Origin of the sequence: Nocardia sp. CNY236 (genome assembly GCF_000482385.1) — a bacterium.
GTDB lineage: Bacteria > Actinomycetota > Actinomycetes > Mycobacteriales > Mycobacteriaceae > Nocardia.
On sequence record NZ_KI519393.1, the window covers coordinates 224,640 to 250,816 of the forward strand.

Annotated in this window: 26 protein-coding genes; 6 read left to right on the top strand and 20 right to left on the bottom strand. The window is 64.8% G+C overall.

The window, feature by feature from the left end:
- Together K940_RS0122650 and K940_RS0122655 are read right to left on the bottom strand one after the other, a co-directional pair.
- Complete coding sequence (locus tag K940_RS0122650) at window positions 1–180, bottom strand: hypothetical protein (protein WP_028479336.1); 180 nt, start codon at window positions 178–180, stop codon at window positions 1–3.
- Window positions 181–297: 117 nt separating this feature from the next.
- Window positions 298–963: a helix-turn-helix domain-containing protein gene (locus K940_RS0122655; RefSeq protein WP_028479337.1), complete on the bottom strand. Its 666-nt coding sequence runs from the start codon at window positions 961–963 to the stop codon at window positions 298–300.
- Window positions 964–1,124: 161 nt separating this feature from the next.
- On the opposite strand from K940_RS0122655, the gene K940_RS29990 reads away from it, so the two are divergent.
- A complete protein-coding gene (locus K940_RS29990) occupies window positions 1,125–1,478 on the top strand; it encodes a VOC family protein (RefSeq protein ID WP_051407458.1) in 354 nt (117 codons plus the stop codon).
- 151 nt (window positions 1,479–1,629) lie between these two features.
- Complete coding sequence (locus K940_RS0122665) at window positions 1,630–1,947, top strand: MmcQ/YjbR family DNA-binding protein (RefSeq protein ID WP_051407476.1); 318 nt, start codon at window positions 1,630–1,632, stop codon at window positions 1,945–1,947.
- Between the two features lie 39 nt (window positions 1,948–1,986).
- Here the strand turns inward: K940_RS0122665 and K940_RS32675 are convergent, their stop codons facing one another.
- The 10 genes from K940_RS32675 to rpsH form a co-directional block, all read right to left on the bottom strand.
- Window positions 1,987–2,151, bottom strand: coding sequence for a hypothetical protein (locus tag K940_RS32675; RefSeq protein ID WP_155981071.1), 165 nt, complete (start codon window positions 2,149–2,151; stop codon window positions 1,987–1,989).
- Window positions 2,152–2,392: 241 nt separating this feature from the next.
- Entirely contained in the window at window positions 2,393–3,190 is a 798-nt protein-coding gene (gene map, locus K940_RS0122675) for a type I methionyl aminopeptidase (protein WP_028479339.1), read from the bottom strand.
- 29 nt (window positions 3,191–3,219) lie between these two features.
- Complete coding sequence (locus tag K940_RS0122680; protein WP_028479340.1) at window positions 3,220–3,765, bottom strand: adenylate kinase; 546 nt, start codon at window positions 3,763–3,765, stop codon at window positions 3,220–3,222.
- Window positions 3,762–5,081 (bottom strand): preprotein translocase subunit SecY, encoded by a 1,320-nt coding sequence (gene secY / locus K940_RS0122685; protein WP_028479341.1) that lies wholly within the window; start codon window positions 5,079–5,081, stop codon window positions 3,762–3,764. The genes K940_RS0122680 and secY overlap by 4 nt, the downstream gene beginning before the upstream one ends.
- 177 nt (window positions 5,082–5,258) lie before the next feature.
- On the bottom strand, window positions 5,259–5,702 hold the full coding sequence (gene rplO, locus K940_RS0122690) for a 50S ribosomal protein L15 (protein WP_028479342.1): 444 nt from the start codon (window positions 5,700–5,702) through the stop codon (window positions 5,259–5,261).
- Window position 5,703: 1 nt separating this feature from the next.
- Window positions 5,704–5,883 (bottom strand): 50S ribosomal protein L30, encoded by a 180-nt coding sequence (gene rpmD / locus K940_RS0122695; protein WP_028479343.1) that lies wholly within the window; start codon window positions 5,881–5,883, stop codon window positions 5,704–5,706.
- A gap of 2 nt (window positions 5,884–5,885) precedes the next feature.
- Window positions 5,886–6,530 (bottom strand): 30S ribosomal protein S5, encoded by a 645-nt coding sequence (gene rpsE / locus K940_RS0122700; protein WP_028479344.1) that lies wholly within the window; start codon window positions 6,528–6,530, stop codon window positions 5,886–5,888.
- Between the two features lie 31 nt (window positions 6,531–6,561).
- Window positions 6,562–6,969 carry a 50S ribosomal protein L18 gene (gene rplR / locus K940_RS0122705; protein ID WP_036529889.1) on the bottom strand — a complete coding sequence of 136 codons (408 nt, stop codon included), beginning with the start codon at window positions 6,967–6,969 and terminating at the stop codon, window positions 6,562–6,564.
- 2 nt (window positions 6,970–6,971) lie between these two features.
- The gene (gene rplF, locus K940_RS0122710) at window positions 6,972–7,511 is read right to left on the bottom strand and encodes a 50S ribosomal protein L6 (protein ID WP_028479346.1); all 540 of its coding nucleotides are present in this window, start codon (window positions 7,509–7,511) and stop codon (window positions 6,972–6,974) included.
- A gap of 13 nt (window positions 7,512–7,524) precedes the next feature.
- A complete protein-coding gene (gene rpsH / locus K940_RS0122715; RefSeq protein WP_028479347.1) occupies window positions 7,525–7,923 on the bottom strand; it encodes a 30S ribosomal protein S8 in 399 nt (132 codons plus the stop codon).
- A 266-nt stretch (window positions 7,924–8,189) separates the two neighbouring features.
- On the opposite strand from rpsH, the gene K940_RS33295 reads away from it, so the two are divergent.
- Window positions 8,190–8,366: a hypothetical protein gene (locus K940_RS33295; protein ID WP_196812336.1), complete on the top strand. Its 177-nt coding sequence runs from the start codon at window positions 8,190–8,192 to the stop codon at window positions 8,364–8,366.
- Window positions 8,367–8,422: 56 nt separating this feature from the next.
- Here K940_RS33295 and K940_RS0122725 read toward each other — a convergent pair whose 3' ends face one another.
- The 6 genes from K940_RS0122725 to rplN form a co-directional block, all read right to left on the bottom strand.
- Window positions 8,423–9,166, bottom strand: coding sequence for a class I SAM-dependent methyltransferase (locus K940_RS0122725; RefSeq protein WP_028479348.1), 744 nt, complete (start codon window positions 9,164–9,166; stop codon window positions 8,423–8,425).
- Between the two features lie 314 nt (window positions 9,167–9,480).
- Window positions 9,481–10,632, bottom strand: a complete 1,152-nt coding sequence (gene gntH / locus K940_RS31160) for a guanitoxin biosynthesis MBL fold metallo-hydrolase GntH (RefSeq protein WP_155981072.1) — start codon at window positions 10,630–10,632, stop codon at window positions 9,481–9,483.
- Window positions 10,633–10,959: 327 nt separating this feature from the next.
- On the bottom strand, window positions 10,960–11,145 hold the full coding sequence (locus K940_RS0122735) for a type Z 30S ribosomal protein S14 (protein WP_014981705.1): 186 nt from the start codon (window positions 11,143–11,145) through the stop codon (window positions 10,960–10,962).
- Between the two features lie 4 nt (window positions 11,146–11,149).
- Entirely contained in the window at window positions 11,150–11,713 is a 564-nt protein-coding gene (gene rplE / locus K940_RS0122740) for a 50S ribosomal protein L5 (protein ID WP_028479349.1), read from the bottom strand.
- 1 nt (window position 11,714) lies between these two features.
- Complete coding sequence (gene rplX / locus K940_RS0122745; RefSeq protein ID WP_028479350.1) at window positions 11,715–12,032, bottom strand: 50S ribosomal protein L24; 318 nt, start codon at window positions 12,030–12,032, stop codon at window positions 11,715–11,717.
- Window position 12,033: 1 nt separating this feature from the next.
- Window positions 12,034–12,402, bottom strand: coding sequence for a 50S ribosomal protein L14 (gene rplN / locus K940_RS0122750; protein WP_028479351.1), 369 nt, complete (start codon window positions 12,400–12,402; stop codon window positions 12,034–12,036).
- Window positions 12,403–12,761: 359 nt separating this feature from the next.
- Between rplN and K940_RS0122755 the strand changes: the two genes are divergently transcribed.
- The 3 genes from K940_RS0122755 (at window position 12,762) to K940_RS0122765 (ending at window position 17,398) form a co-directional block, all read left to right on the top strand.
- Window positions 12,762–14,807: a M13 family metallopeptidase gene (locus K940_RS0122755; protein ID WP_036529972.1), complete on the top strand. Its 2,046-nt coding sequence runs from the start codon at window positions 12,762–12,764 to the stop codon at window positions 14,805–14,807.
- Window positions 14,808–15,009: 202 nt separating this feature from the next.
- Window positions 15,010–15,993: an ABC transporter substrate-binding protein gene (locus K940_RS0122760; RefSeq protein ID WP_028479353.1), complete on the top strand. Its 984-nt coding sequence runs from the start codon at window positions 15,010–15,012 to the stop codon at window positions 15,991–15,993.
- Window positions 15,994–16,018: 25 nt separating this feature from the next.
- Window positions 16,019–17,398: a SagB family peptide dehydrogenase gene (locus K940_RS0122765; protein ID WP_028479354.1), complete on the top strand. Its 1,380-nt coding sequence runs from the start codon at window positions 16,019–16,021 to the stop codon at window positions 17,396–17,398.
- Window positions 17,399–17,500: 102 nt separating this feature from the next.
- Here the strand turns inward: K940_RS0122765 and K940_RS0122770 are convergent, their stop codons facing one another.
- Together K940_RS0122770 and K940_RS0122775 are read right to left on the bottom strand one after the other, a co-directional pair.
- Entirely contained in the window at window positions 17,501–21,019 is a 3,519-nt protein-coding gene (locus K940_RS0122770; RefSeq protein ID WP_051407460.1) for a non-ribosomal peptide synthetase, read from the bottom strand.
- A 64-nt stretch (window positions 21,020–21,083) separates the two neighbouring features.
- Window positions 21,084–26,171, bottom strand: a complete 5,088-nt coding sequence (locus K940_RS0122775) for a non-ribosomal peptide synthetase (protein ID WP_028479356.1) — start codon at window positions 26,169–26,171, stop codon at window positions 21,084–21,086.
- Window positions 26,172–26,177: the final 6 nt, after the last annotated feature.

Consider the following 26,177-nt stretch of genomic DNA (forward strand, 5'->3'; position numbering starts at 1 on the left):
TCAGGACGAAGACAAGGGTGTCTGGACCGTCGATGCGAGCACGCACCGACTCGGGATCGAAGAGATGTCACCGACGACGAGATACGACACTGTCGCAGCGCATTCGGCGACGTGTACGTCATGGCTGGTCAGCGTCGATTTCTTGACGATCCGGTAGCCGCGGATATCAGGTGTACCCATCCGCCGTACCAGTTATGCCGACGCAAGCCCGGTTGACAGCACAACCGCGTGTCGCCGCAGCGCCACGCCGAGCGGAGTTTCCCGGATGCGGATGAACTCGACCCGCAGCAGCGGACGCTATTTCAGACTGAGGCCATCGACCAGAGCCAACCCCGCCCGACGGTCTCCGCTGATGGTGAGGCCGCGCTGCTCCGCTTGCTCGAGCGTGAGCCCTCGGTTGGCCAGCAGCGCCATCGTGGCCGACGGGGCCGCAACGGTGGCAACCGGATCCGGCGCTGGTTCTCTGGTCGCGGCAACCGAGTTCGCGCTCATGCTCAACCCGTACGATTCGCCATCGAACACCAACGCGAACTCACCTTCGATCCCCAAATGCTTGCCTTCGAGCAAACGCGCGGTGCACTTCAACTGCCGCAACATCGATTCGGGCGCCGACTGCTGCTCGACCGACGCCAGCAGGCCCGCACCGAATCGCCCCAGAGCATTGAGCACCTCGAGCACGTCGTCACGCGCCTGCGGCACCAGCGCATAGACATGCGCCGTGGCCGGCGCCGCCAATCGATACCGAGTGACCAGCCCGCGCGCTTCGAGTTGACGCAGACGCGTGGTCAGCAAGTTCGACGACAACCCGGCGTTGAGTGCCTGCAGATCCAGAAAACGCAATGGGGCATGCGCGAGGTCTCGCAGGATGAGCAAGGTCCACCGATCCCCGAGCACATCGAGTGCGATCGCGATCGGGCAACCCTGACCATATGACTTCGTATTGATGACCGACACGGACTCCATCGTGACCTCCGCAACGCGTCGCTTCAAACATCCCCTTGCCATCTTACTTCACTGATTATAGTGTCAACTTCATAAACGAAAGTCTGCTACCTCATGGCTCCAGGCGTCGCCGACGACTTCATGGCCGATTCCAGCACAACGACCGAGAACGGAGACTCGATATGCCCGGGCAATTCCTCTGGTTCGACCTGCTCACCGATGACCCGAAAGCCGCCGGCGGCTTCTACACCGACCTGCTGGGCTGGTCGATCGACCCAGACGACGGCGCCAGCAACTACACGAGTTGGATCAGCGACGAAACCGGCCGCTGGGCGGCAATCGCCGACGAGGCCACCAGGCGACCCACCTGGGTGCCCTATGTCGCGGTCGAGAACATCACCGACGCGCGCGATCGCGCGGAATCACTGGGTGCCACGATCGTTCAGGAACCCACCGACGGTCCGGGAGGTACCTCGGTGCTGCTGACCGATCCCCAAGGCGCATTGTTCGCCTTGTTCGTTCCGCGCACGGCCTGAACTCGGCACATCCCTGCCGCAGCCCGACCGCGCACAGATATACGACCGGCAATGCTCGGTCGGGCCGACCGATCGGCGCAATCGGTTCTGTCGTGGACACCGACCACACAATCGGGACGGACCATGGAATCGGATGGAGGAGAAGCCATCGATGCACGACCAGCCCACCGACTTGTTCACCGACGTCAGCGCGACCGTGCTGGGCGCTCCCGGCGTCGAACCCGGAACCATGATGGGCTTGCTCTGCCTGCGAGTCGACGGCGCCTTCTTCGCCTCGTGCGATCGCCACTGCGGCGATCTGATCGTCAAGCTGCCCCGCAAACGGGTGCAGCAACTGATCGAGGCAGGAATCGGCAAGCCGTTCACTCCCGCCGGACGAACCTTCCGTGAATGGGTCGTGATCGACGACCGAGACGAGGCTCGCTGGACTGCACTGCTGGCCGAGGCGCACAGATTCGTCGCCGAATAGCAATAGCCCCGACTCGCTAGCACAGGGCACGCCGCAGAATCAATCCAGCGACGACTGCGCTCGCGGGATGACCCGCTCGTAGCGCTCGGCCTGCGCGCCGCACCAACCGAATTCGAGTAGTGGACTACTCGGGCCGCCGCCCCGGTCCGTTCCTAGGCTGGCGGCATCGTCCATATCGGACTCGAATCGAAGGAGGAAGGTCATCCACGACCGATGCGGGCCGCTGCGGGCGCAATCGCTTCGGGATTACGTACCGGACGTGGGCGCAAGGAACGACGTCACCGATCCAGCGAAAGCTGGGTATCGCTTGGTTGTCGGCTGTCCACACCTGGCACCGGCACCCGAACGGAAGCGGGATCGACCAGGACTCCTGGCGTCGGTGCGGCTCGGCTTCTCGCCCGACGGTACGACCGATGCGTATGACGACGAACCATGTCCCCGTGCGCTATTCGGGGCGCACGGTCAAGATTCGCGGCCCGGATTCGGTGACAGCGACCGTGTGCTCCCAGTGCGCCGCACGACTGCCGTCGAGCGTCACCACGGTCCAGTCGTCATCGAGCACGGTGGTCTGGGTACTGCCGAGAGTGAGCATGGGCTCGATAGCGAGTACCGATCCCACCACCAGCCGCGGCCCCTTGCCCGGGTCGCCCTCGTTGGCCAGGAACGGATCGAGGTGCATTTCACGGCCGATGGCGTGCCCGCCGTAACCGTCGACGATGCCGTAGGAACGCTGGTGGTCCTGTTCTGCCGCGCGAGTGCCCCGCTCGATCGCATGCGAGACATCGGACAACCGGTTACCGGGCAGCATGGCCTCGATACCGGCTTCCATCGACGATTTGGTCGCCTCACTCAGCAACCGATCGACCTCGATAATCGTGCCGACACCGAAAGTCCATGCCGAATCACCGTGCCAGCCATCGAGAATCGCGCCACAATCGATGGAGACCAGGTCACCCTCGGCGAGGATCTCCTCATCCCTCGGAATCCCATGCACCACACGATCATTCACCGACGCGCAGATGGATGCGGGAAAGCCGTGGTACCCCTTGAACGACGGCACCGCGCCTGCGTCTCGGATCACCTGCTCGGCGACCTCGTCCAAGTCCTGGGTGGACACCCCCGCCACGGCGGCCGTGCGTACAGCGACCAATGCACGGCCGACTATCGCGCCAGCCGCGGCCATCGCGTCCAATTCGCCAGCTGTCCGAAACGGTACGACCTTCTTCTTGCGGTGGAAGACCATCGGACCTCAGCGCCTCGTCACCCGCGTGATCAACGGCGCACTGCCTGCAGCGCCCGCGCGTGGACGTCCTCGACATCGCCGACGCCATCCACCGCAACCACCAAACCGTCGTAGTGTTCCAGCAGTGGTTCGGTCTCTGCCCGATACACGCGCAGCCGATTACGAATCACATTCTCGTTGTCGTCGGCGCGCCCGCGGGAGAGCATCCGCTCTACCACCGTGTCCTCCGGCACAACGAAACTCAATACGGCGTCGAGCTCGGTGTCCATGTCTTTGAGAATCTTCTCCAGCGCGTCGGCTTGCTCCACGGTGCGCGGGTAGCCGTCGAGCACGAAACCATTCTCCGCATCCGGCTCGTTGACCCGGGCCTCGACCATTCGATTGGTCACGTCGCTGGGAACCAGATCGCCTGCGGCCAGATATTTCTGCGCTTCCCGCCCCAACGGGGACTGCTGGTCGATATTCGCGCGGAACAAGTCCCCGGTAGAGATGTGCGGAACGCCCAGCCTCTCCGACAGCAGGACGGCCTGGGTGCCCTTGCCGGCACCCGGCGGACCGAGCAAAACAACTCTCACTTGAGGAACCCTTCGTAATTTCTATTCATCAGCTGGCTCTCGATCTGCTTCACGGTGTCCAGACCGACGCTCACCATGATCAGCACGGCAGTTCCGCCGAACGGAAGGTTCTGCGCTCCACCCGAGGAGCCGATATCGAGGAAGAGGTTCGGAAGGACGGCAACCAGACCGAGATAGATCGAGCCGGGGAGGGTGATGCGGTTCAGTACGAAACTCAGATAGTCGGCGGTCGGCTTACCGGGCCGATAACCCGGAATGAAGCCACCGAACTTCTTCATCTCGTCGGCGCGCTCCTCTGGGTTGAAGGTGATCGCGACGTAGAAGTACGTGAAGAACAGGATCAAACCGAAATAGATCGCGATATAGACCGGGTTGCTCGGATTCACCAAGTACTTCTGAATGACCTCCTGCCACCACCCCTGGTCGCCATCGGTCGAGGACGTCAGCTGCGCCACCAGGTTGGGCAGATACAGCAAAGACGATGCGAAGATGACCGGGATCACGCCGGCTTGGTTCACCTTCAACGGCAAGTAGGTCGAGGACCCGCCATACATCTTGCGGCCGACCACACGCTTGGCGTATTGCACCGGAATTCGGCGCTGGCCCTGTTCGACATAGACCACGATGGCAATAACGGCCAGCGCGGCAACACAGACCAGCGTGAACACCACACCGCCGCGACTGTCCAGAATCGCTGCGCCTTCGGTCGGGATGCGGGCAGCGATACCGGCGAAGATCAGCAGGGACATGCCATTGCCCACGCCACGCTCGGTGATCTGCTCACCGAACCACATCACCAATGCCGCACCGGCCGTCATCACTACGACGACGATGACCATGCCGAAGATGCTGGTATCGGCGAGAATGTCCTCCTGACAACCTTGCAGCAGCTGCCCTCGAGCCGCCAATGCGACCAAGCCGGTCGCTTGCAAGATCGCCAGTGCGATAGACAGATACCGGGTGTACTGCGTCATCTTGGTCTGGCCGGACTGGCCTTCTTTGCGCAGTTCCTCGAACCGCGGAATGACGACAGTGAGCAGCTGGATGATGATGCTCGCGGTGATGTAGGGCATGATGCCGATCGCGAACACCGACAACGACAGCAGGGCGCCGCCGGAGAACAGGTTGATCAGCTGGTAGATGCCGGCGGAATCACCACCGGAAACCAAGTCGATACAATCCTGAACCGCCTTGTAGTCGACGCCGGGAGACGGTAGCGAAGCGCCGGCGCGATACAGCGCGACCAACCCCAGCGTGAAGAGAATCTTCCGCCTTAAGTCCGGGGTCCGGAAGGCCGATACGAAGGCGGAAAGCACTGATCCTCCTGGCGAACGACATGGTCATGCATGGATATCTCAGCGCGATCCAGTCCCTGCTCTGCACAGGAGGGACGCCGAAAGAACCATGGCGAGGCTGGCAGACAACAATTGAACTCTAACAGTGACACCGGACGAGTCCGATACTCGTCCGGTGTCACTGTATGCGGAGGGCCGTCAGCCCAGCTCGGTGACGGCACCACCGGCGGCGGTGATCTTCTCTTTCGCGGAGCCGGAAACCTTGTCCACGGTCACAGTGACCGGGACGCTGATTTCCCCATCGCCGAGGACCTTGACCAGCTGGTTCTTCCGCACCGCACCCGCGGCCACCAACTCGGCCTTGCCGATCACACCCCCGTCGGGGAACAGTTCGGCGATCGCACCGACGTTCACAACCTGGTATTCCTTGCGGAACGGGTTGGTGAAGCCCTTCAGCTTGGGCAGCCGCATATGGATCGGCATCTGCCCACCTTCGAAGGCTGCGGGCACGTTCTTGCGCGCCTTGGTACCCTTCGTACCACGACCCGCGGTCTTGCCCTTGGAACCTTCACCGCGACCCACACGGGTCTTCTCGGTCTTCGCGCCGGGAGCCGGACGCAGGTGATGCAACTTGATGGTCATGTCAGACCTCCTCAACGGTCACGAGGTGGCGCACGACGTTGATCAGCCCGCGATTCTGGGCGTTGTCCGCCCGGACCACGCTCTTGCGGATACCCCGCAAGCCCAATGTCCGCAGACTGTCCCGCTGATTCTGCTTGGCGCCGATCGAACTCTTGATCTGGGTCACCTTGAGATCTGCCATGGTCAGACTCCCTGTCCCGCGCGGGCGCGCAGCATACCCGCGGGAGCTACGTCCTCGAGCGGCAGGCCGCGGCGGGCCGCCACCGCTTCCGGACGTTGCAACTGCTTGAGCGCGTCCACCGTCGCGTGCACGACGTTGATCGCGTTGTCGCTACCGAGCGACTTGGCCAGAATGTCGTGAATGCCCGCGCACTCGAGCACGGCGCGGGCAGCGCCGCCGGCGATCACACCGGTACCGGGCGAAGCCGGCCGCAGCATGACCACACCGGCCGCGGCCTCACCTTGCACCGGGTGGGTGATGGTCGAGCCGATCATCGGGACCCGGAAGAAGCCCTTACGCGCCTCTTCGACGCCCTTCTGGATGGCCGCGGGAACTTCTTTCGCCTTGCCGTAGCCGACGCCGACCAATCCATTGCCGTCGCCGACGATCACCAGGGCGGTGAAGCTGAAGCGACGACCACCCTTGACCACTTTGGAGACGCGATTGATCGCAACGACCCGCTCGAGCTGGTTCTTCTCCGCAGAACTGTCACGGCGGTCGCCGCCGCGACGGTCGCCGCCACGGCGGTTGTCCCGACCGCCTTCGGGGGCACTGCCATTCTGTCCGGCGGGTCCGCTTCCGCCGTCACGCCTCTGACGTCCCGGCATCAGACGTTCCTTCCGTTCGTGTTTGCCATCATCAGAACTTCAACCCACCTTCACGAGCGGCATCGGCCATGGCCGCGATCCGGCCGTGATAGTCGTGGCCACCGCGATCGAAGACCACGGCCTCGATACCGTCGTTCTTGGCGCGCTCGGCCAGGAGTTGCCCGACCTTTTTGGCCTTCGCCTTCTTGTCTCCATCCAACGCGCGCACCTCGGTTTCGAGGGTGGAGGCGTCGGCGAGGGTCACACCGATCGAGTCGTCGACCAACTGTGCGCGCAGATGCCGGGACGAGCGGTTGACCACCAGGCGCGGCCGATCGGCAGTGCCGACGATCTTCTTGCGCAGACGCGCATGCCGGCGCGCCCGCGACAGCCGGCGCTGGGTCGACACGTCCTTGCCCAGTGGTGTGCGCTTTGCCTTCTGGTTTTCGGTTTGCGCCATGATCACTTACCTGTCTTTCCGACCTTGCGCCGAATGACCTCGCCGGCATAGCGGATGCCTTTGCCCTTGTACGGGTCGGGCTTGCGAAGGCCGTGGATGACTGCCGAGATCTGCCCGACCTTCTGCTTGTCGATTCCGGACACGGAGAACTTGGTGGGTGATTCCACTGCGAAGGTGATACCCTCGGGCGCCTCGATCGGAACCGGATGGCTGTAGCCCAGAGCGAACTCGAGGTTCTGCCCCTTGAGCGCGACACGGTAGCCGACGCCGAAGATCTCCATCTTCTTCTCGTAGCCCTGGGTGACGCCAACGATCATGTTCGACACCAGAGTGCGGGTCAGGCCGTGCAGTGCGCGACTGCGGCGTTCGTCGTCCGGACGGGTCACCTCGAGCTGACCATCCTCGCTCTTGGCGACGGTGATCGGCTCGGAGACGGTCAGCGACAGCGTGCCCTTGGGGCCCTTCACCGACACATCCTGCCCGTCGATGGAAACGTCGACGCCGGTCGGGATGGCGATGGGCTTCTTACCAATACGCGACATTGTCCTGACTCCCTTACCAGACGTAGGCGAGGACTTCGCCGCCCACGCCCTGCTTGGCCGCCTGCCGGTCGGTCAGCAGACCGGAGGACGTGGAGATGATCGCCACGCCGAGGCCGCCGAGCACCTTGGGCAGGTTGGTCGATTTCGCGTACACGCGCAGACCGGGCTTGGAGACCCGTCGAACGCCGGCGAGGCTGCGCTCACGGCTCGGGCCGTACTTGAGATCCACGACGAGGGTCTTGCCCACCGTCGCGTCCTCGGTCCGGTAGTCGGCGATGTAGCCCTCGCGCTTGAGGATCTCGGCGATGTTCGCCTTGAGCTTCGAGTGCGGGGCCTTCACCTGATCGTGGTACGCCGAGTTGGCGTTGCGCAGACGCGTCAGGAAGTCTGCGATCGGATCGGTCATGGTCATGGTTCGACCTGGACACCTTTCTCGCTGCGGTTCCCATACAACGTCGCTACGCATGTCGGTGCGTAGCGACCGTGGGCCTACAACAATTCGGATGGTCCGGCCGGCAGGTGCCGACCGGAGGAGGCTCGATCACCCGAGACGCCACACGCATGCGGACATGACGGACCCCAGGCAACCGCCCTAGTGTAGGCATCGCCGCCGCCAACGCAAAATCCAGGTCCGGGCGCGGCGACCCGGCGCACGCACCATGACCAGGTCCTGTCAGCGTGGAACTCCCGGCCGACATGGTCGCACTCCCGGCCGACATGGTCGAACTCCCGGCCGACATGGAGGACACCGAGCGCGCTAGCGGAGGCCGAGCCGGCAAATGGTCACCGAAGGATTCCGATGCCATTGCGATCGGCTTCCCGATCTCCATACCGTGGCCGGAACTCGAGTTCTGAAATGCGACCGCCGGCGGTCGATCACACGGTACCCACACGCCTGCGGTGCGACTACGCTAGTCGACATCCGCTACGACCAGTCGGTATCCGGCATCGAATTCCCGACGATCGAGCAGATCGCCGTTGCGGACCTGCCATGCTCCGGTCTGCAGATCGGCTCGCAGTCGCTCGAGTCCGGCGTGCACGAGAGTGCGCGGAGTGAGCGTCATCAGCGACATTCCGGCCTGTACCTCCGAGGCGAGATAGGCGTGCGGCCGTTGCCAGAAAGCAGCTCCGAAACCATCGGTACAGTCGGCGGGAACGGCGACCGGATGGATCGTGACGACGCCGGGAAGTAGCCGGTCGAAGTGGTCCAGCGGCACGGCCAGCTCGGCATCGGTAGTGGCCGCGGCGGGTAGATAGTCGCGCAGTAGCCAGAATTCGCGCATCACTTGGTGGTCCCAGGTGAGAAGCACGATTCGCCGGCGGGTGATCCGCACGAGTTCGGCCAATCCCTGCTCGAGCCGATCCCAGTGGTGCACGGTGAGTACGGCCAGCGCAGCATCGACGGATTTGCTGCGAATCGGGAGCGCCTCGGCGACCGCGCGCACCGCCAGCACCGCATCCCGCGGTCGTTGGGCGATCATCACATGGCTGGGTTCGACAGCGACAACTGTGTGGGGTGGCTCGTAAGATCCCGCGCCGGCCCCGATATTGGCCACCGACCGCATGTCCGACAACTGGCGCCAGATCTGCTCGGCGATACGTGGATCTGGCTGGCGAGTACGCGAGTACGTCTGACCAGTGCGGTCGTACAACATCGCATCCTCTGTTCTACCGGTGACAGACCGACAGTGGACGTGATCATGGAAAGCATGTACCGGCTCCGACATTCTAGCTGTCGAACCCAGCCGAACTCGCTGTCGAGTGCAGCCGAAGTAGGTGCGCGCGATGATTGTTCGTTCTGTCGCCATGGGTCTGGTCACCGGAATTTCTTGACCCTAGCGACTATTCGAAGTAGCAGCAGGGCTCTGGCGGGAGAAGTCCAGACAATTCTCCTCGAAACGGAACAGCGACTTCAGCACCAAATGTCGAGGCGAATGTGCCTGTAGTGGCAGGTAACTCCGCGCCTGGGCTAGCGCATACCCTTTTCTGCCAGCTCTTTCTTGAATGCCTCGATCTCAGGAATGCCGATGATCGTGTCCTCGAGCCAGGCCGACAGGCCGTGCATCACACTCGCGTCCTGGTTGGCACCGCCCTTGCTGGCCAGATACGCCCGATCGGAGATCAGGAACGGCGCGGGCTCGAAAGCGGCCATTCGAGAAACGATCTGCTGGGGCGTCACATTGACGATCGTGAAGTCCTGGGCGAGCAGCACTGGGCCGTCGTAGCCGGTGCGGACGCCGTCGAGGATCGGCTGTGGAGTGCCCGGGGCGATGATCGAGTGATAGCCCACGGCCAAGCGAGGCCGCGTCGATGCGAAGACCCTCGCCGCGGCCTGCGGCGAGGTGTGCTTGGTCCAGGCCACGATCTTGGCCATTTGCTCGGTCCACCCCATCTCCTCGACATACGTCTGGGGTGCATTGAAGATCTCGTGGATGAGTACGTCGACGCCCTGGCTGTGCTCGACGGTCAGGGTCGAGGGCTCGCAGTCACCGGCGAACACCATCGACAGACCGTTCCAATCGAGTCGGTAACCGACCGCGCCGTCGATACCGTGCGGGACGGGAAAGGACGTCACCCGGGCGCCCTGCTCGTCGTAGACGACCTGGGAGCGTTGGAAGGCGAACTCGTGCGCGACGACTTCGAAGCCACGAGGGTCGAGCTGGCCCTTCTTGCTGCGGTCGTGCCAGGCGGTCATCCGCAGCATGTTCTCCACCAACGCGTTGATCCCCAGTTCGGGACGCTGGCCGGTGGGTCCGAACACATTCATCGGCTCCAAGCGCCCGTTGGATTGACCGAAGTCGTAGTAGACCATCAGGTCACCGATATGGTCGATGTGATAGTGAGTGATGAAGAATTTGTTGGCCTTGTGGTAGGGCACGCGCATGTGGTTGAACGCGCTGTTGGTACCTGCGCCGACATCGAAGTGGAAGACCTCGTCGTTGCCCAGTTCCACCATGAACCCGGCGCAGCCTTGGCCGCGCCGCGCGGGGTATCCGGTTCCCAGAGCGGTGATCCGCATTTCGTCGGGACCGAGTGGTTCGGCGCCCGCAACGTAGACATCCGGGTACTTCTTCGGCGTGGCGCCGGGAGCGGCTTTGGTCACGACAGGAGTTGCGGTCAACGGCCGAGAGCCATACGGCTGCGGCAACTGCTCAGATATCGCCGAGACCACCCGATCACCCCGCTATCCATCGACGCTCTGGCTGCCGAGGTCGGTGCCGCCGTACCGAGGTCGGCGCTGCCGGGACTCCGAGACTTTCCGACCCTTCGAGCATACGCCGGCTGGAGCGGCACACCTGGTCGAATCGACCCCGCTAGGGCAACTGTCGCCGAGCCATCGGCTGAAGGGGACCCGGTCTGCGGTGGGTGCCCAGAGACACCCGGGCACGGACGGCCGTTGCCGTCCGTGCCTGGGTGTACGCGTGCCCGTGCGCGCTACGGGGTCAGCTCACCAGGAGCTCTTGTGCACGCCGGGCAGCTCGCCGCGGTGTGCCATCTCGCGCAGGCAGACGCGGCAGAGACCGAACTTGCGGTACACCGCGTGCGGGCGGCCGCACCGCTGGCAGCGGGTGTAGGCGCGCACCGCGAACTTCGGCTTGGCGTTGGCCTTGTTGACCAGTGCTTTCTTTGCCATGTGCTCAGTTCTCCTTGAACGGGAAGCCGAGGTGCTTGAGCAGGGCACGGCCTTCTTCGTTGTTGGTCGCAGAGGTAACCACAGTAATATCCATTCCGCGCGGGCGGTCGATCTTGTCCACGTCGATCTCGTGGAACATCGACTGCTCACTCAGGCCGAAGGTGTAGTTGCCGTTGCCATCGAACTGCTTCGGCGACAGGCCACGGAAGTCGCGGATACGGGGGAGCGCGATGGAGACCAAACGGTCGAGGAACTCCCACATGCGGTCGCCGCGCAGGGTGACCTTCGCACCGATCGGCATACCCTCGCGCAGCTTGAACTGCGCGATGGACTTGGTCGCCCGGCGGATCTGCGGCTTCTGGCCGGTGATCGACGCCAGGTCCTGGACCGCGCCATTGATCAGTTTCGCATCACGTGCGGCGTCGCCGACACCCATGTTGACGACGACCTTCACCACGCCCGGGATCTGCATCACGTTCGCGTAGCCGAATTCTTCGTGCAGTGCGTCCCGGATTTCTTCACGGTAGCGCTGCTTGAGCCGAGGCTGCACTTTTTCCGTCGTGGTCATATCAGATGTCCTTCCCGTTCTTACGGGAGATCCGGACCCGCTTACCGCTCTCCTCGTCGGTGCGGTAGCCGATGCGGGCCGGCTTGCCGTCCGAGTCGACGACCATCACGTTGGACACGTGGATCGGAGCTTCCTGGGTCACGATGCCTCCCGAGGAGGCGCCGCGCTGGTTGGCGGAGTTCGCGACGTGCTTCTTGATCCGGTTCACGCCCTCGACGAGGACTCGGTTCTCCTGGGGGAAGGCCTTGATGACCTTACCCTTGGCGCCCTTGTCCTTGCCGGAGACCACGAGCACCGTGTCACCCTTGTGCACCTTCATCTCAGAGCACCTCCGGGGCCAGCGAGACGATCTTCATGAACCTCTTGTCGCGCAGTTCGCGGCCGACCGGGCCGAAGATGCGAGTGCCGCGCGGATCGTTGTCCGCCTTGATCAGCACAGCAGCGTTCTCGTCGAAGCGAATGTAGGAACCGTCCGGGCGGCGACGCTCCTTGGCGGTGCGCACGACGACGGCCTTCACCACGTCACCCCGCTTGACGTTACCGCCGGGGATGGCGTCCTTCACGGTGGCGACGATGACATCGCCGATACCGGCATAGCGACGCGACGAACCGCCGAGAACGCGGATGCAGAGGATCTCCTTCGCACCCGTGTTGTCGGCGACGCGCAGTCGCGACTCCTGCTGAATCACTTCAGCGTCCTCCTTGACCTGGACGTAGTAGCACGCCGGATTGCCGACCCGACGGGCATGGTCGGTTGCTTCTCCGAACGCGCGCCTGCCGGCGGCCTCCTCGGTCCGAACGTGGAACGCGGAACCAGCCACCAGGGGTTCGCTGCCGGATTGCGGGCACACCTCCCGCGAGCAACCGGTTCAGTGTATGGGAATCCGCAGGTCACCCCAAATCGGGGGTGGCCGTGTCGAGGGTGCTGCCGCACGTCACGACTGCAGGGGCTATTTCGATCCGCACAGAAGGCGCACCGGTAGTCTCGATCCCCAACAGTGCTGTGCACAAATATCGGCGGCACCGCCGCATCGGGGAGAGGATTCTCGTGACAGCAACCGGTCGTCCACCTCACCTGGACCGTCGTACCTTCTTGCGCGCGCTCGGTGCGATCCCGGCCGCCGCCGTGATCGTCTACTACACCGGCGCGGCGTCCGCGAACCGAACGCTCACCGGTGTCGACATGAGCGGAGCGGACGAAGCGATCCGTCCGCAAGACGACCTGTACCGGCATGTCAACGGCACCTGGCTGCGCGACTACCAACTGCCCCCGGACAAGGCCTCCTACGGTTCGTTCAGCGAGGCCGCCGAGCGCACGCAGCATCAGTTACGGAAGATCATCGAGGGTATTCGCAATCCCGCGCCCGGCTCGGAGGAGCGGCAAATCAAAGACCTCTACGACGCGCGGGTCGATTGGGATCGGATCGAGCGCCTGGGCATGACGCCGCTGGCCGGCCTTTTCGCAAAGATCGACGAGGCCGCGACCAAACCGGATCTGGCGAGGGTGATGGCCGAGTTGCCCATCGCCGGGCTGATCGCGCTCGGTATCGGCGTCGATCGGAAGAATTCCGACGCATACGTGCCCCAGATCAGCCAGTCCGGGCTGGGACTGGACGAGCAGTACTACCGCGAGCCGAAATATGCCGAGATACTGGCGCACTATCGCGACTTCCTCGAACGCATCGCCGCGGGCGCCGGGTTGGCCGATCCCGGGGACGTCGCCGAGCGGGTCTTCGAACTGGAGAAGCGCATCGCCACCGGGCACTGGGACAAGGTGCGCACGCGCGACGTCGACGCAACCTACAACCGGTACAGCTGGACGGAGATGACCCGACTCGCACCGGATTTCGATTGGGATTCCTGGTTGTCGGGGAACACCGATCGTCCGCGCGGACTTTTCGCGACCGTGGTCGTCGGGCAGCCATCCTACCTCGGCACCGCCGGCCGATTGTGGTCGGAAGTCGACAGCGTCACCTGGCGTGACTATCTCAAACTGAGTGTGCTGCAGTCGTTTGCGAGCTATCTTCCCAGGGCTATCAACGATGCGAATTTCGACTTCAGAGGCAAGATTCTCAACGGGCAGGACACCCGACCCGAACGGTGGAAGTACGGAGTCGGGACCGTCAACCAGTGGCTCGGTGAACAACTCGGAAAACTCTACGTGGCCAAGCATTTTCCGCCGGAGGCGAAAGCGCGTGCCGGCGAGATGCTCGACGAGGTGGTCGCCGCGTATCGGGAGAACTTCGCCAACTCCAGTTGGATGTCGCCGGCGACCAGGGACGCCTCCATTGCAAAGTTGGAAAAGATCGATGCCAAGATCGGATACCCGGACAGTTGGGTCGACTACTCCGCACTACGAATATCGCCGGGCAAGTTGATCGAATCTCTGATCACAATCAACGATTTCGAAGTCAGACGAGGATTCGCCCGGCTCGGCACGCCGGTCGATCATTCCGAATGGTTGATGTCGCCGCAGACGGTGAACGCCTACTACTTGGCTACTGCCAACCAGATCGTCTTCCCCGCCGCCTTTCTCCAGCCGCCGTTCTTCGACAAGGATGCCGCGCCCGCGGTCAACTACGGGGCGGTCGGCGCCATTATCGGACACGAGATCGGCCATGGCTTCGACGACCAGGGCTCCAAATACGACGGTAGCGGCAACCGACGCGACTGGTGGGCTCCCGAGGATCGAGCCGCGTTCGACGCCAAGGCGCAGCGACTCGTCGAGCAGTACACCGTTCTCGTTCCCGAAGGCCTCGCCCCCGACCAGCACGTCAACGGCGAGCTCACCGTCGGAGAGAACCTTGCCGACTTGCGCGGATTGCAGATCACGCTGGCAGCCTTCCGCCACGCCGAGCAACGGCGCGGTGTGGAACATCCGGACTACCGCACCTTGTTCTTCTCCTGGGCCCGCAGCTGGCGGGAGAAGCAGACCGAGGAACTCACCCTCCGCGCACTCGCAGCCGACACCCACTCCCCTGCCGAGTTTCGCTGCAACCAGGTCGTACGGAATCTGGCGGAGTTCTATCGGACATTCGGTGTCACCGAAAACGACGCGCTCTTTCTTCCGGCCGAACAACGCATAACGCTGTAGTCCGGCGACCGCGGCGAGTACTCGACTGCCGCCCCCGACCTTCGAGGAGAACACCCACCGCGCAGCGCCCGACTCGGCACCGTCCGCGTCAACGGTCGACCCGTACCGCACTCGTCCGTTTTTTGTAGGTTAGGCTTGCCTGACCGACTGGTCGGCGTGAACAACCGAATCGAGGAATTCCTCGACGAGGAGAGGATGAGTGATGAGGTCTTTCCGAACATCTCGTGGGTGGGCGCGCGCAACCGTGGCCACACTGGCCGGCATCGTCGCGATCGGCGTGACCGCCTGCGGGTCGTCGAGCGACGCCACGACGGACGCCGATGGTGAGTCGATCACCATCGGCCACGCCCGTGGCGAGACCACCATTACCGGGGTTCCGGAAAAGATCGTCGTTCTGGGCAATCAATGGCTCGACACCAGCCTTGCGCTCGGTGTGACGCCTGCCGCCTATGTCGACAATGTCGCAGTGCTGTCCAAAGACGCGCCTGCGTGGCAGCCACCGATCGACGAGTCCGCCGAGCAACTCAATACCACGGGCAATCTGGCCGAACAGATCGCCGCACTGGAACCCGACCTCATCCTGGCCGACACGTTCATCGCCGACCAGAAGAACTACGACGACTTCTCCAAGATCGCGCCGACGCTGCCCGGACTGGCCGAAGAAATCACCACGCCGTGGCAGGACCTGGTCACGGCATTGGGCCGGATCTTGAACAAACAGGACCAGGCAACCACGCTCATCGACGACGTCGAGGACAAGATCGACAGCCTCGCCGCGGCGAATCCGGGCTTACAGGGCAAGACTTTCGCCAGCACCTGGCTGGCCGGTCCGACGCAGTTGATGGTTTTGATCGATCCGAACGACGGCTCCGCCAAACAGTTCGCGAAGCTGGGTCTGCGCATTCCGGAGAATCTGCTCGCCCTGAACGCTACCCAGGGCCGCGCCATGCTGTCCCCGGAACGCATCGATGAACTGACCGCCGACGTGCTGCTCGCGGGATACGCCCCGGAAATGGACGAGAAGTACCGTCAGTTGCCGGGTTACGCGCAACTGCCGGCGGTCGAGAAGGACGCGGTGGTCTTTCTGTCCACGCAAGAGATCACCGCGGTCAACCAGCCGACAGTGCTGTCCATCCCATACATCCTGGACACGATCACGCCCGCGTTGACCAACGCCGCGAAGTAGCACCAGCGCACGAGGAGTTCCCCGGTTGTCCGCCCCCACCTACCCCGCCCAGACCCGTTTCGCCCTACGCGACGGCGTCACGTGCGTCACCACACCGACCGGCGCGGTCTTGCTCGACCCGCCGCACAATCAGAAGCTGACCGGTCTCGGCCCGAACGAACGACAGGCGCTGAAAACGCTGAATCATGGGCCGTCCACTCTGAGTGAGCTGGTGGGCTCGTCCGGCGACTCGGGTGTCGGCGAGCTGGTCGACCGACTGGCCGGCGACGGTTGGCTGTCGGTCACTGTGCGCGACAGCGGGCGCGACCTGTACAGCATCCGACCGTTCGGACAGCCCGCGGCACGGCCGAGTACGCCGCCGCCATGGTCGGCGACGCTGTCGAAATTTGCTGTACTGCATCGGGACTCGGAAGGATTCGTGCTCGAACACCCGATGGCATGGTGTGACGTACGTATCCACGACCCACGGTTGCTCGCACTGCTCGACGGCCTCGGCGCAGCCGATGCCAACCTGCCGGTCGCGGTCAAATCACAGTTCGCGAGTGATCTGCACTGGTGCGGATTCCTCGTTCCGGACCCCGACTCCGAAGACCGGGAGTTCACCACCCGCAGCTGGAGTCCGCCCGACCTGTGGTTCCATCGGCGTAGCACCCTGGGTGAACGCACCATCACCTGGGAACACTTCGGCCCCACCAAATGGGCGAAGGGCCAGTTCCCGCAGCCGCCTGCGCGCAAGGCGAGCACATCTGGGCAGAGCGTAGGTCTGCGTGTCCCGGACCTGACCTCACTGCGGTCCAGCGATCCGACCCTGACCGCTGTCTTGGAGGATCGAGTATCGACCAGGGTCTTCGACGACGTGACTCCGATCGGTCTCGACCAGTTGGCCGAATTGCTCTACCGCACGGCCAGAACACGCAGTACCCGACCAGTGGGTGAGGGCGAAGAACTCCTGTCACGTCCCTATCCCTCCGGCGGCAGCCTGTACGAACTCGAGCTCTACCTGGTGGTGCGCCTCGCCGACGGACTGCAGCCGGGCATGTATCACTACGATTCGTTCGAGCATGCGCTGCACCTGATCGCGGCGGCCGATGCCCCCGCGGTGTCGCAATTGCTGAAGTCGACCTCGGCGACGCTGGCCGACGGAGCGCAGCCTCAGGTGTTGCTGATCATGGCGGCGCGACCGGGTCGGATGATGTGGACCTACGAGCAGATGGCGTACGCCGCAATCCTCAAGCACGTCGGCGTGCTCATGCAGACGATCTACCTCGCAGCTACCGCCATGGGTCTGGGTGCGTGTGCGCAAGGGTTCGGAGACACCGCAGCCTTCGTCGCGGCGGCGGGCGTCGACGAGCTGGAGGAATGCAGCGTCGGAAGCATGGTCATCGGGACTCCGGCATCCAGCTGAGCACCACCCGGTTCCACTGACACCCAGTCGAACCGGCCGCTATCGCTGGCCCCGCGTCGATCGGCGCGGGGCCAGCGGCATCTGCGCTGTGTTCGGGCCAGGCTATGTGCGGGCCAGGACTTCCGCATCGGTCATCGCGGCTACCTCGAGGTAGAGCCGGGCGACGGTGGGCAGCCTGTCCGGCGTGCCACGCCGAGCCTCCCGGTCCTGCAAACGCACGGCGAGAGCGGACACGGTGCGGGTGGCGAACAGGTCCGCGACCAAGGCGTGGTCGACGTCCAACCACTCGCGCACCCGGGCGACCGCAGTCGTAGCGAGCACGGAATCACCGCCGCAGCCGAAGAAGTCATCGTGGACACCGATCTCGTCGGCGCCCAGAACGGTGGCAACGATATCGGCAAGCGCAGCCTCCACATCGTCGCGCGGGGCCGTGTCCTCGACCTCGAACGCCTTCGGTTCGAGCACCGCGACCACTGCGCGTCGATCCAGTTTGCCGTTGGCGGTCAACGGCATCTGTTCGAGGAATTCCAGCCGGGTGGGAACCATGTAGCTGGGCACCAGATCTGCGACCGCCTCGGCGACATCACCCATTTCGGTGGGATCACCCGCGATGGCGGCGACCAGTTTCGGGGCACCCGCACCGACGACCGCGGCGACGGCGTGGCGGACGCCCGCGACGGTGCGCAACGCACTCTCGACTTCACCGAGTTCGACTCGATAGCCGCGAATCTGTACCTGATGGTCGGCGCGGCCGAGGAATTCGATGGTGCCATCGGGCCAGTATCGGGCGATGTCGCCGGTTTTGTACCAACGGATGCCCTCGTGTTTCACGAAACGCTCGGCGGTACGCTGCGGGTCGTTGCGGTAGCCCGCGGCAACGTTTTCGCCCCCGACCCAGAATTCTCCTGGGACCCAGTCCGGGCAGTCCCGACCCGCGGGCCCGACCACACGACACCGGACATTGCGCAACGGAACGCCGAACGGCACTGTCGCCCAATGCGCGGGCGGCTCGCCGCGCACTTCGCAGATGGTGTTGTGGATCGCGGTCTCGGTCGCGCCGCCGAGACCGGCGAACCGGCAACCCGGCGCTTGCGCCGCCAGTCGGCGAGCCAGGTCCGCCCCGACCCAGTCGCCGCCCAAGGTGACCGCGCGCAGTGAATCGCCCAGCCGGTCACCACCGATCTCCAGGATCATGTCCAGCATGCTCGGCACACAGTTGAGGATCGAAACCCGGTGTGTGCGTAACAACTGCACCCAGGTGGTCGCCTCGGCCCGCTGCTGCGAATCGAGCGCCACGAGCGCGCCGCCCACCGCAAACATGCCGAAGATGTCATAGACCGAAGCGTCGAACTCCAAGGCGGACAGGGCCAGCACTCGGTCGGCGCAACCGACGTCGAACCACTCGTTCACCGCGTCGATGGTGTTCATCGCACTGCGGTGGGCTACCTCGACTCCCTTGGGCACGCCGGTCGACCCGGAGGTGAAGATCACGTAGGCGATGGCGCCGATATCCGGAAGGACCGGGGCCGCCAACGGCCGCGGGCAGGTCTGAGCCGCGTCGATCGCCACAACGGTCGTTGCGGCGTCCACGGTCGCGCCCTCGACCGTGACGACCACCCGGACGTCGCCGGTGCGCAGGATCTCGGCGCGACGGGCGACCGGTTGATCGAATCCGATCGGCACGTATGCTGCGCCGGCGGCGAGTATGCCGAGTACGGCCACGATCTGATCGGGTCCTTTCGGCAGCTGCACGGCAACCGCATCGCCGGGCCGCACCCCCGCCGCGTCCAATGCGCCCGCGACGGCCAGCGCGCGGTCCGCTAGGTCCGCGTAGCTCCACTGGCCCTGCTGGTCATCCAGGCCCCATATCACCGCTGGGGCGTGCGGATTCGATGCCGCGTGCTCGAAGAAGCGCTGATGCAGACACCGGTCGGCGATCGGGCCGTCGGTGGCATTGACCGCCGCCCGTGTCTCGGCCTGGGCGATCGGAAGCCGCACCGCCGACTCGGCGTTCCAGCCCGACTCCCCCTCGCCGAGCCGGTCGATGGCCGCGGTGTACCAGGCGAACATTGCCTCGATCATGCCTTCCGGGAAGGCCGATTCGCGCACGTCCCAATTCAGCAACAGTCCGCCGTTCACCTCGGTGACCTGTGCGTCCAGCAAGACCTGCGGGCCTTGCGAGATGATCCACACCGGCTCGCCGAATGTCTCGGTGACGGTGTCGGTGAACAGTTCACCCAGGTTCAAGGCACTGGTATAGACGACCGGGGCCAGCACCGGCTCGCCGCGATACCTGCCCAGGTCCCGCAACACCTCGAGTCCGGCGTAGGCAGTGTGGGCGCCACTGTCGTGCATACTGCGTTGCAATGCACGCGCGCGATCGGTCACCGACATGGTCTCGGTGACATCGACATCGAGCATGATCGACGAGGTGAAGTCGCCGATCACCCGATCGATGTCCGGGTGCACCGGTTCTCGGTGGAACAAGGGCACATTCAGCAGGAACCGGCTTTGCGCCGACCACCCGCCGATGGCCTCGGCGAACACCGCGGCCAGCGCCATGGCAGGGGTGATTCCGCGCTGGTGTGCAGCAGCGAGCAACCGCGCCTTGGCCTGCGGCGCCAGCCAATGGTCGTAGCGCACGGTGCGCTGCGGGGCGACGCGCTCGCCCATCGGAATCGTCGGCAGCTGCGGAGCGCCCGGAAGGTCGGGCAGTCGCTGCTGCCACCACTGCCGATCACGTTCGCGAGCACCACCGTCGGGACGGTGCTCGGTGCGATAGCGCCGATAGCTGTAGCCGGGCGCGGTCGGCGCGGCCCCCTGGTATAACTCGGCCAGGTCGGAAATCAGCACACGATAGCTCATGGCGTCGCCCGCGAGCATGTCGACGTCCAGATGCAGCCGGGTATACTCCTCGTCGCGCAATGTCAATGTGATGTCGATTACCTGGCCGTCTTCGATCGCCAGTACCTGGTGAGTCTTGCGCTCCCTCAGCTGGGCCAATGCGGTCTCGGTCGCCTCGGCCGACTCGGCGCGTAGGTCGACGACGCCGAAGACGGGGCGCCCGGGTGCGGGCATCGTCTGTTGGGTGCCATCCGGCAGAAATCGGGTACGCAGCATCGGATGGGCGGCCACCAGGTCGGTCACCGCAATGCGCAGCCGTTCCGGATCGACTCGACCGCCGTCGAATTCGACATACAGATGCGCCGCAACACCGCCGAGTTCTTGCTCGTCGGAGCGACCGATCCAATATGCGTGCTGCATGGTGGCCAGTGGGAAGGGCGCCTCGTCGTCCTCCGTCGATTCGCCCGGCATCGATTCGAGGAGCGCAGATTCGGCGGTCGTCGGCTCGCGTTCCTCGGACGCGTCCCGGGCGAGCAGACGATGCCATGCCTCGAGGGTCGGATTCGCCGCGAGCTGGGCGAAGTTGATATCGGCCCCGCGCTTGCGCCATTGGCCGGCCAGCTTCATGGTCCGGATCGAATCCAGTCCCAGCTGAATGAGGTCGTGGTGATCGGCGATATCGTCCGCAGGTAGGCCGATCTGTCCTGCTACCGCCGCCCTGATCTGCTCCTTGTCGATCCCCGCCGTGCTGTCCGCCCGCTGGTGTGCCGACTCCATTCCGCTGCCACTCCTTGCTTGCTGCTATGTCCGGCGTATCGAAGGCTGCTGTCGAAATCCACGGCTAGCGCTGCGCTGACCAGGATTGCTGTAGTGCGGCCAGCGCGTCCCCGTCCAAACCCGAGACCGACATCGGCTCGTGGTGATGCTCGACCGCCGGCGCGTCCGCCGGCCGCAGCCTGGACGAATCGGTGGCGAGTTCGTCTACTGCCGAAGCGAGTTCGGCCAGGGTGAGGTGTTCGAAGACCAGCTGCGGCGTCAACGGCAACCCCACCTCCCCCGCGCGTGCAGCCCACTGGATCGCGATGACGCTGTCGCCACCGAGGCCGAAGAAGCCATCGTCGCGACCGACATCGTCGATTTCCAGCAACTCTTCGAGCAGGGCGATCAGCGTGCGCTCGGTGTCGGTCTGCGCGGCCACGCTCGGACCATCGGCGACATCGGGGAACGCGCGCGAGGACTGGACCACCGATCGGGCGGTATCCCAACCGGCCGGCGTCAGACGCAGGTCGTCGAGCGCAGAGTGCGGATGGTCGGCGAACGCTTCGAAGACCCGAACGACCAGGTCTGCGAAGATCTCGCCGGTCCCCGCCTCGTACAGATCGGGATTGACCACGATCCGCGCGATCACCTCACCGGTGGTGTCCACGGTGTAGTCGAAGTGGAAGTCCATGAACGAGACGTCGTAGAACTTGGCGATGCCCCGCATGGTGACCGCACCGTCGTCGTCGAATGCGGCCGGCGCCGACCGGTGCCGCATGTGCATCATCACTTGGAACAAGGGGTTGCGCGACAGCGAACGCTGCGGATTGATGGTCTCGACCAGCCGCTCGAACGGCACTCCCTGGCGGCTGATCGCATCCAGCGCCGAATCCCGCACCCGATCCAGCACCATGCGCGGAGTCGGATTGCCCGAGACATCGTTGCGCAGTACCACCACATTGGCGAACAGGCCGATCAGGTCGTCGGTCTGTTCTTCGATGCGGTTGGCGACGGCAGCGCCGATCGCCAGGTCGTCGCCGGCGCCCAGCGCACGCAGCGCCACGGCGCTCACCGCCTGACACGCCATGAACTCGGTGGCTCCGGCCGCTTCCGCGGTGGCGCGCACCTTCTCCCAGACCGCGGCGGGCACCACCCGTGCGGTACCGATGCCCTTGCGGCCGAGCACTGCCGGGCGCGGACGGTCGTGCCCGACGGCGATCTCCTCTGGAAGCCCGGACAGCGCCGCCCGCCAGTAGTCCAGCTGTGCTCGACCGAATGCATCGATCTCCCGGTTGGGGCCACGATCGAATACCGCACGCTGCCACATCGCGAACTCCGCGAACTGAATCCGCAAAGCGGGCCAATCAGGCGCACGGCCCCGCAGGCGGGCACGGTAGGCAGTGGTGAGATCATCGACGAAGATCTGGCAGGACCGGCGGTCGGCAACGATGTGGTGCAACAGAATCGACAGCACATGCGCGTGCGGGCCGAGCACCAGCAACCGCACTCGGAGCAAGGGTTCGGCCTGCAGGTCGAACACATAGGCCGCGTCGGCCGCCAGTTCCGCATCCAGACGATCGTCGTCTGCACCCAATTCCACGATCGGAACCTCGACGGGTCCGGCCGGGTGGATGAGCTGGTAAGGGGTTCGGTCGTGTTCGGGGAACGTAGTACGCAGCGATTCGTGCCGGGCCACGACGTCGTCGATCGCAGCGAACAACGCAGAGTGGTCGAGAGGGCCATCGAAGCGGATCGGATAGGTGACGTTCTCGCCGTCGATGGCGCCTTCCATGCGCCGTTGCAACCAGTAGGCGCGCTGCGAGTACGACAACGGAATACGCTCGGGCCGGGGCCTACTGGCCCGCTCGGGCCGCTGTCTACCGGCCAACTCGGACCGCTGCCCACCGGCCGGCTCGGGTCGCGTAGAGGTAGCCGCGCGCTCGGGTGCCGGGTCCTCGACCTCGCCGAGCTCGTCCAAGTCGATGCCGAATTCGTCCAGGAAGGCCGCAACCATATGCGCTGCCAGGCCGGCGACCGTGGGCTTGTCGAAGGGCACCCGCATATCGAGCTCGATGCCGAACTCGGCACGGATCATGGTGATCAGCCGCGCTGCGAGCAACGAGTGCCCACCCAACTCGAAGAAGGAGTCGTCGGCGCCGATCTGCGTGCGGTCGAACAGCGTCGCATACAGCCCCGCGAGACGAACCTCGGTCGGTGTCCGCGGTGCGCGGTAATCGCGGGTGACGGCTTGTTCCGGCGCGGGCAGCGCGCGCTTGTCGAGTTTGCCGTGCGCGGTCAGCGGTATCGCGTCGATCACCGTGAGGGCCGTGGGCACCATGTGCTCGGGCAAAGTCGCTCCGACGAACGCGCGTAGCTCGCCGAGGTCCAGTTCCACACCCGGCGTCGGCACCACGTAAGCGGCCAGCACCGAGCCGAGCGAATCGTGCTCGGTCACCGTGGCGACGCAATGCGCGACCCCCGGGTGATCGGCATGGGCGGCCTCCACCTCGCCGAGCTCGATCCGATGTCCACGCACCTTGACCTGTTCGTCCGCTCGCCCGAGGAACTCCACCTCGCCTGCCGCGGTACGGCGCGCCAGGTCGCCGGTGCGGTAGAGCCGTCGACCCGGAGAAAACGGGTCGGCCACGAATCGCTCGGCGCTCGGACCCGGACGGTGCAGGTAGCCTCGCGCCAGTTGCCGTCCACCGAGATAGATCTCGCCGGGCACCCCGTCGGGCACCAGCTGCAACGCCTCGTCCAACAGGTAGAGGTACACATTCTGATTCGGGCGACCGATCGGCACGATACCGGAGCCCTGCGGTCCCTCCACCGGCATATATGTCGAACACACCACGGCCTCGGTGGGCCCGTAATGGTTGCGCAGGTTTGCGTCGAAATGGGTCGCGAACCGATCGGCAACCTCACCCGACAGTGCCTCGCCACCGACCGGCACATGCCGCAACGCCCGCCAATCGTTGGCTTCGGGCAGCACCAGGAACGTGGCGAGCATCGAAGGCACCATGTGCAGCACCGAAATACCGTGACGGGTGACCATACTCGCGACATACGGGATGTCGCGGTATGCATTCGGCTTCGGCACGACCACCCGTGCCCCCGCGGTCAAAGTCCCGAAAATATCCATCAGTGATGCGTCGAAACTCACCGAAGTCGATTGCAGTACTCGATCTTCCGGGGTGAGGTCCCATTCCGCGAGGAAACCGGACACATGCTCGGCGATGGCCTCGTGCGGGACCGGGACACCTTTGGGCTTGCCCGTGGAGCCCGAGGTGTAGATGACGTAGGCCGTATTCGATGGGCGCAGCGGTCCGACCCGATCGGCATCGGACGGGTCGGTGTCGGGTCGCTGTGCAGCGTCGGCTTCCGCGGCGGCCAAGGCGGTGGCGTCCATCGCGAGCCCGGGCCGAGCGTCGGACACCACGTAGTCGATCCGGTCGGCAGGATAGGCGGGATCGATCGGAAGGTACGCCCCACCGGCTTTCAGGACCGCCACCGCGGCGACGATGAACTCGACAGAGGTCGCCATCCGGAGCGCAACGACGGTTTCCGGGCCGACACCGCGGCCGATCAGCCAGTGCGCCAACCGGTTCGTGCGTCGGTTCAACTGGTCGAAGGTCAGCTCGACCTCGTCGGAGACCACCGCGATGCGCTCCGGCGTCGCCGCGACGCGATCCCCCAAGAGCGCAACCATGGTCGTCGAAGTCGACTCCACCAGCCGGCCGTGCGAGGCCGACAACAACCGCGCACGATCACGGTCACCGAGAATGTCGATCTCGCGCAGACACAACCGCGGATCGCGCAACACGGTGTGGAGCAACTGCTCGTAGTGGTCGAGAAGCTGCTCGACCAACCAACGATCCAGTGCGTCCACCGAGTACGTGGCCTCGACCCGCGCGCCCGCGGGGTCCGATACCACCATCAGGCCCAGTTCCTCCTGCGCCACCGAACTGCCCAGCGCAAGTTCGGTGGCCGCGATATCATCCAGAGTGAACCCACCGATGTCACCGCGCACACCGAAGCTGAGCTGAACCAGTTGCGCCAACGCATCTCGACCGGCCACTCGCTCCGGACTCACCTCACGCACGACCCGATCCACCCCCACACCTTGGTGACCGAACGCCCCGACGCAGGCGCTGCGGGTCCGATCGAGCAACGCCGTGAAGTCACCGGCGGCGTCCACGTCCGCCCGAACCAACACGGTATTGCCGAAATAGCCGATCAACGGCTCCGCGCCGCCACGGCGATCGACGACGGGCACCGACACCAGGAAGTCCGTAGCAGCGGTGTAGCGATGTACCAGAGCCTCGAAAGCCGCGAGCAGCACCATGAACGGCGACGCGGAATGCGCACGCCCGAACTCCGCGATTCGGCCCATCAGCTCGGGTGACACTGGGCGCACACACCGATCCGCTGCGGTCGAGCGCCCCCCCGGCTCGCTCGTGCTCGGCAATGCAAGGCGCTCCGGCAACGGGGTCAAGGCCGCACGCCAGTACGACAGGTCGGCATCGGAATTCTCCCGCCCCGCACCGACCTCGATATCGACGTATTGGGCTCGGATCCTCGGCAATTCGGCGCCACGATAGGCCGCGTCCAGTTCGGTGAACAACACCGGCCACGAGTCGTCGTCCCACGCGATGTGGTGGGCGACCAGGATCAACACGTGCTCGGTCGCGCCCGTGCGCACCAGCGTGACCCGCAAAGGGGAATCGGTGGTCAGGTCGAAGGGAAGGGCGAACTCGCGGCGGGCGAGCACCTCCACCCGCACCATCGGGTCACCGACCAGATCGCTGAGATCGTGCTGGCGCCACGACAACGCGGCGTCGTCTCGACAGACCTGGTACGGCTCGCCGTCGGTACCCACGTGGTAGGTGGTGCGCAGGATTTCGTGCCGCGCGACGACGGTCGCGAACGCGGCCTGCAAGCGGTCGCTGTCCAGCGGCCCGTCCAACCGGTAGGCGACACACACGTTCAACGCGGTATTCGTCGGTTCGAGTTGCTGTAGGAACCACATGCGCCGCTGCGCATCCGACAGCGGGCTCGGCTCGTCGATCGCCCGGGTACGCACCGTCGCGGGCACGGCCGCCCGCACATCGTTGTCCCGCAGCCTCTGCTGGAGCAACTGCTTGCGACGTTCGAGAATGTCCTCTGCCATGGCTGT

What these genes read in the sequence shown, in the direction of transcription:
- rplO (WP_028479342.1), bottom strand. Translation starts at nt 5,702, where the DNA reads ATGACCATCAAGTTGCATCACCTGCGTCCGGCTCCCGGCGCGAAGACC.
- K940_RS0122760 (WP_028479353.1), top strand. Translation starts at nt 15,010, where the DNA reads ATGAGGTCTTTCCGAACATCTCGTGGGTGGGCGCGCGCAACCGTGGCC.
- rplE (WP_028479349.1), bottom strand. Translation starts at nt 11,713, where the DNA reads ATGACCACGACGGAAAAAGTGCAGCCTCGGCTCAAGCAGCGCTACCGT.
- K940_RS29990 (WP_051407458.1), top strand. Translation starts at nt 1,125, where the DNA reads ATGCCCGGGCAATTCCTCTGGTTCGACCTGCTCACCGATGACCCGAAA.
- K940_RS0122770 (WP_051407460.1), bottom strand. Translation starts at nt 21,019, where the DNA reads ATGGAGTCGGCACACCAGCGGGCGGACAGCACGGCGGGGATCGACAAG.
- K940_RS0122665 (WP_051407476.1), top strand. Translation starts at nt 1,630, where the DNA reads ATGCACGACCAGCCCACCGACTTGTTCACCGACGTCAGCGCGACCGTG.
- rplR (WP_036529889.1), bottom strand. Translation starts at nt 6,969, where the DNA reads ATGGCGCAAACCGAAAACCAGAAGGCAAAGCGCACACCACTGGGCAAG.
- map (WP_028479339.1), bottom strand. Translation starts at nt 3,190, where the DNA reads ATGGTCTTCCACCGCAAGAAGAAGGTCGTACCGTTTCGGACAGCTGGC.
- rplF (WP_028479346.1), bottom strand. Translation starts at nt 7,511, where the DNA reads ATGTCGCGTATTGGTAAGAAGCCCATCGCCATCCCGACCGGCGTCGAC.
- K940_RS0122735 (WP_014981705.1), bottom strand. Translation starts at nt 11,145, where the DNA reads ATGGCAAAGAAAGCACTGGTCAACAAGGCCAACGCCAAGCCGAAGTTC.
- K940_RS0122650 (WP_028479336.1), bottom strand. Translation starts at nt 180, where the DNA reads ATGGGTACACCTGATATCCGCGGCTACCGGATCGTCAAGAAATCGACG.
- K940_RS0122725 (WP_028479348.1), bottom strand. Translation starts at nt 9,166, where the DNA reads ATGTTGTACGACCGCACTGGTCAGACGTACTCGCGTACTCGCCAGCCA.
- rpsE (WP_028479344.1), bottom strand. Translation starts at nt 6,530, where the DNA reads ATGCCGGGACGTCAGAGGCGTGACGGCGGAAGCGGACCCGCCGGACAG.
- K940_RS0122775 (WP_028479356.1), bottom strand. Translation starts at nt 26,171, where the DNA reads ATGGCAGAGGACATTCTCGAACGTCGCAAGCAGTTGCTCCAGCAGAGG.
- rpmD (WP_028479343.1), bottom strand. Translation starts at nt 5,883, where the DNA reads ATGGCAGATCTCAAGGTGACCCAGATCAAGAGTTCGATCGGCGCCAAG.
- K940_RS32675 (WP_155981071.1), bottom strand. Translation starts at nt 2,151, where the DNA reads ATGACCTTCCTCCTTCGATTCGAGTCCGATATGGACGATGCCGCCAGC.
- rplX (WP_028479350.1), bottom strand. Translation starts at nt 12,032, where the DNA reads ATGAAGGTGCACAAGGGTGACACGGTGCTCGTGGTCTCCGGCAAGGAC.
- rpsH (WP_028479347.1), bottom strand. Translation starts at nt 7,923, where the DNA reads ATGACCATGACCGATCCGATCGCAGACTTCCTGACGCGTCTGCGCAAC.
- K940_RS0122655 (WP_028479337.1), bottom strand. Translation starts at nt 963, where the DNA reads ATGGAGTCCGTGTCGGTCATCAATACGAAGTCATATGGTCAGGGTTGC.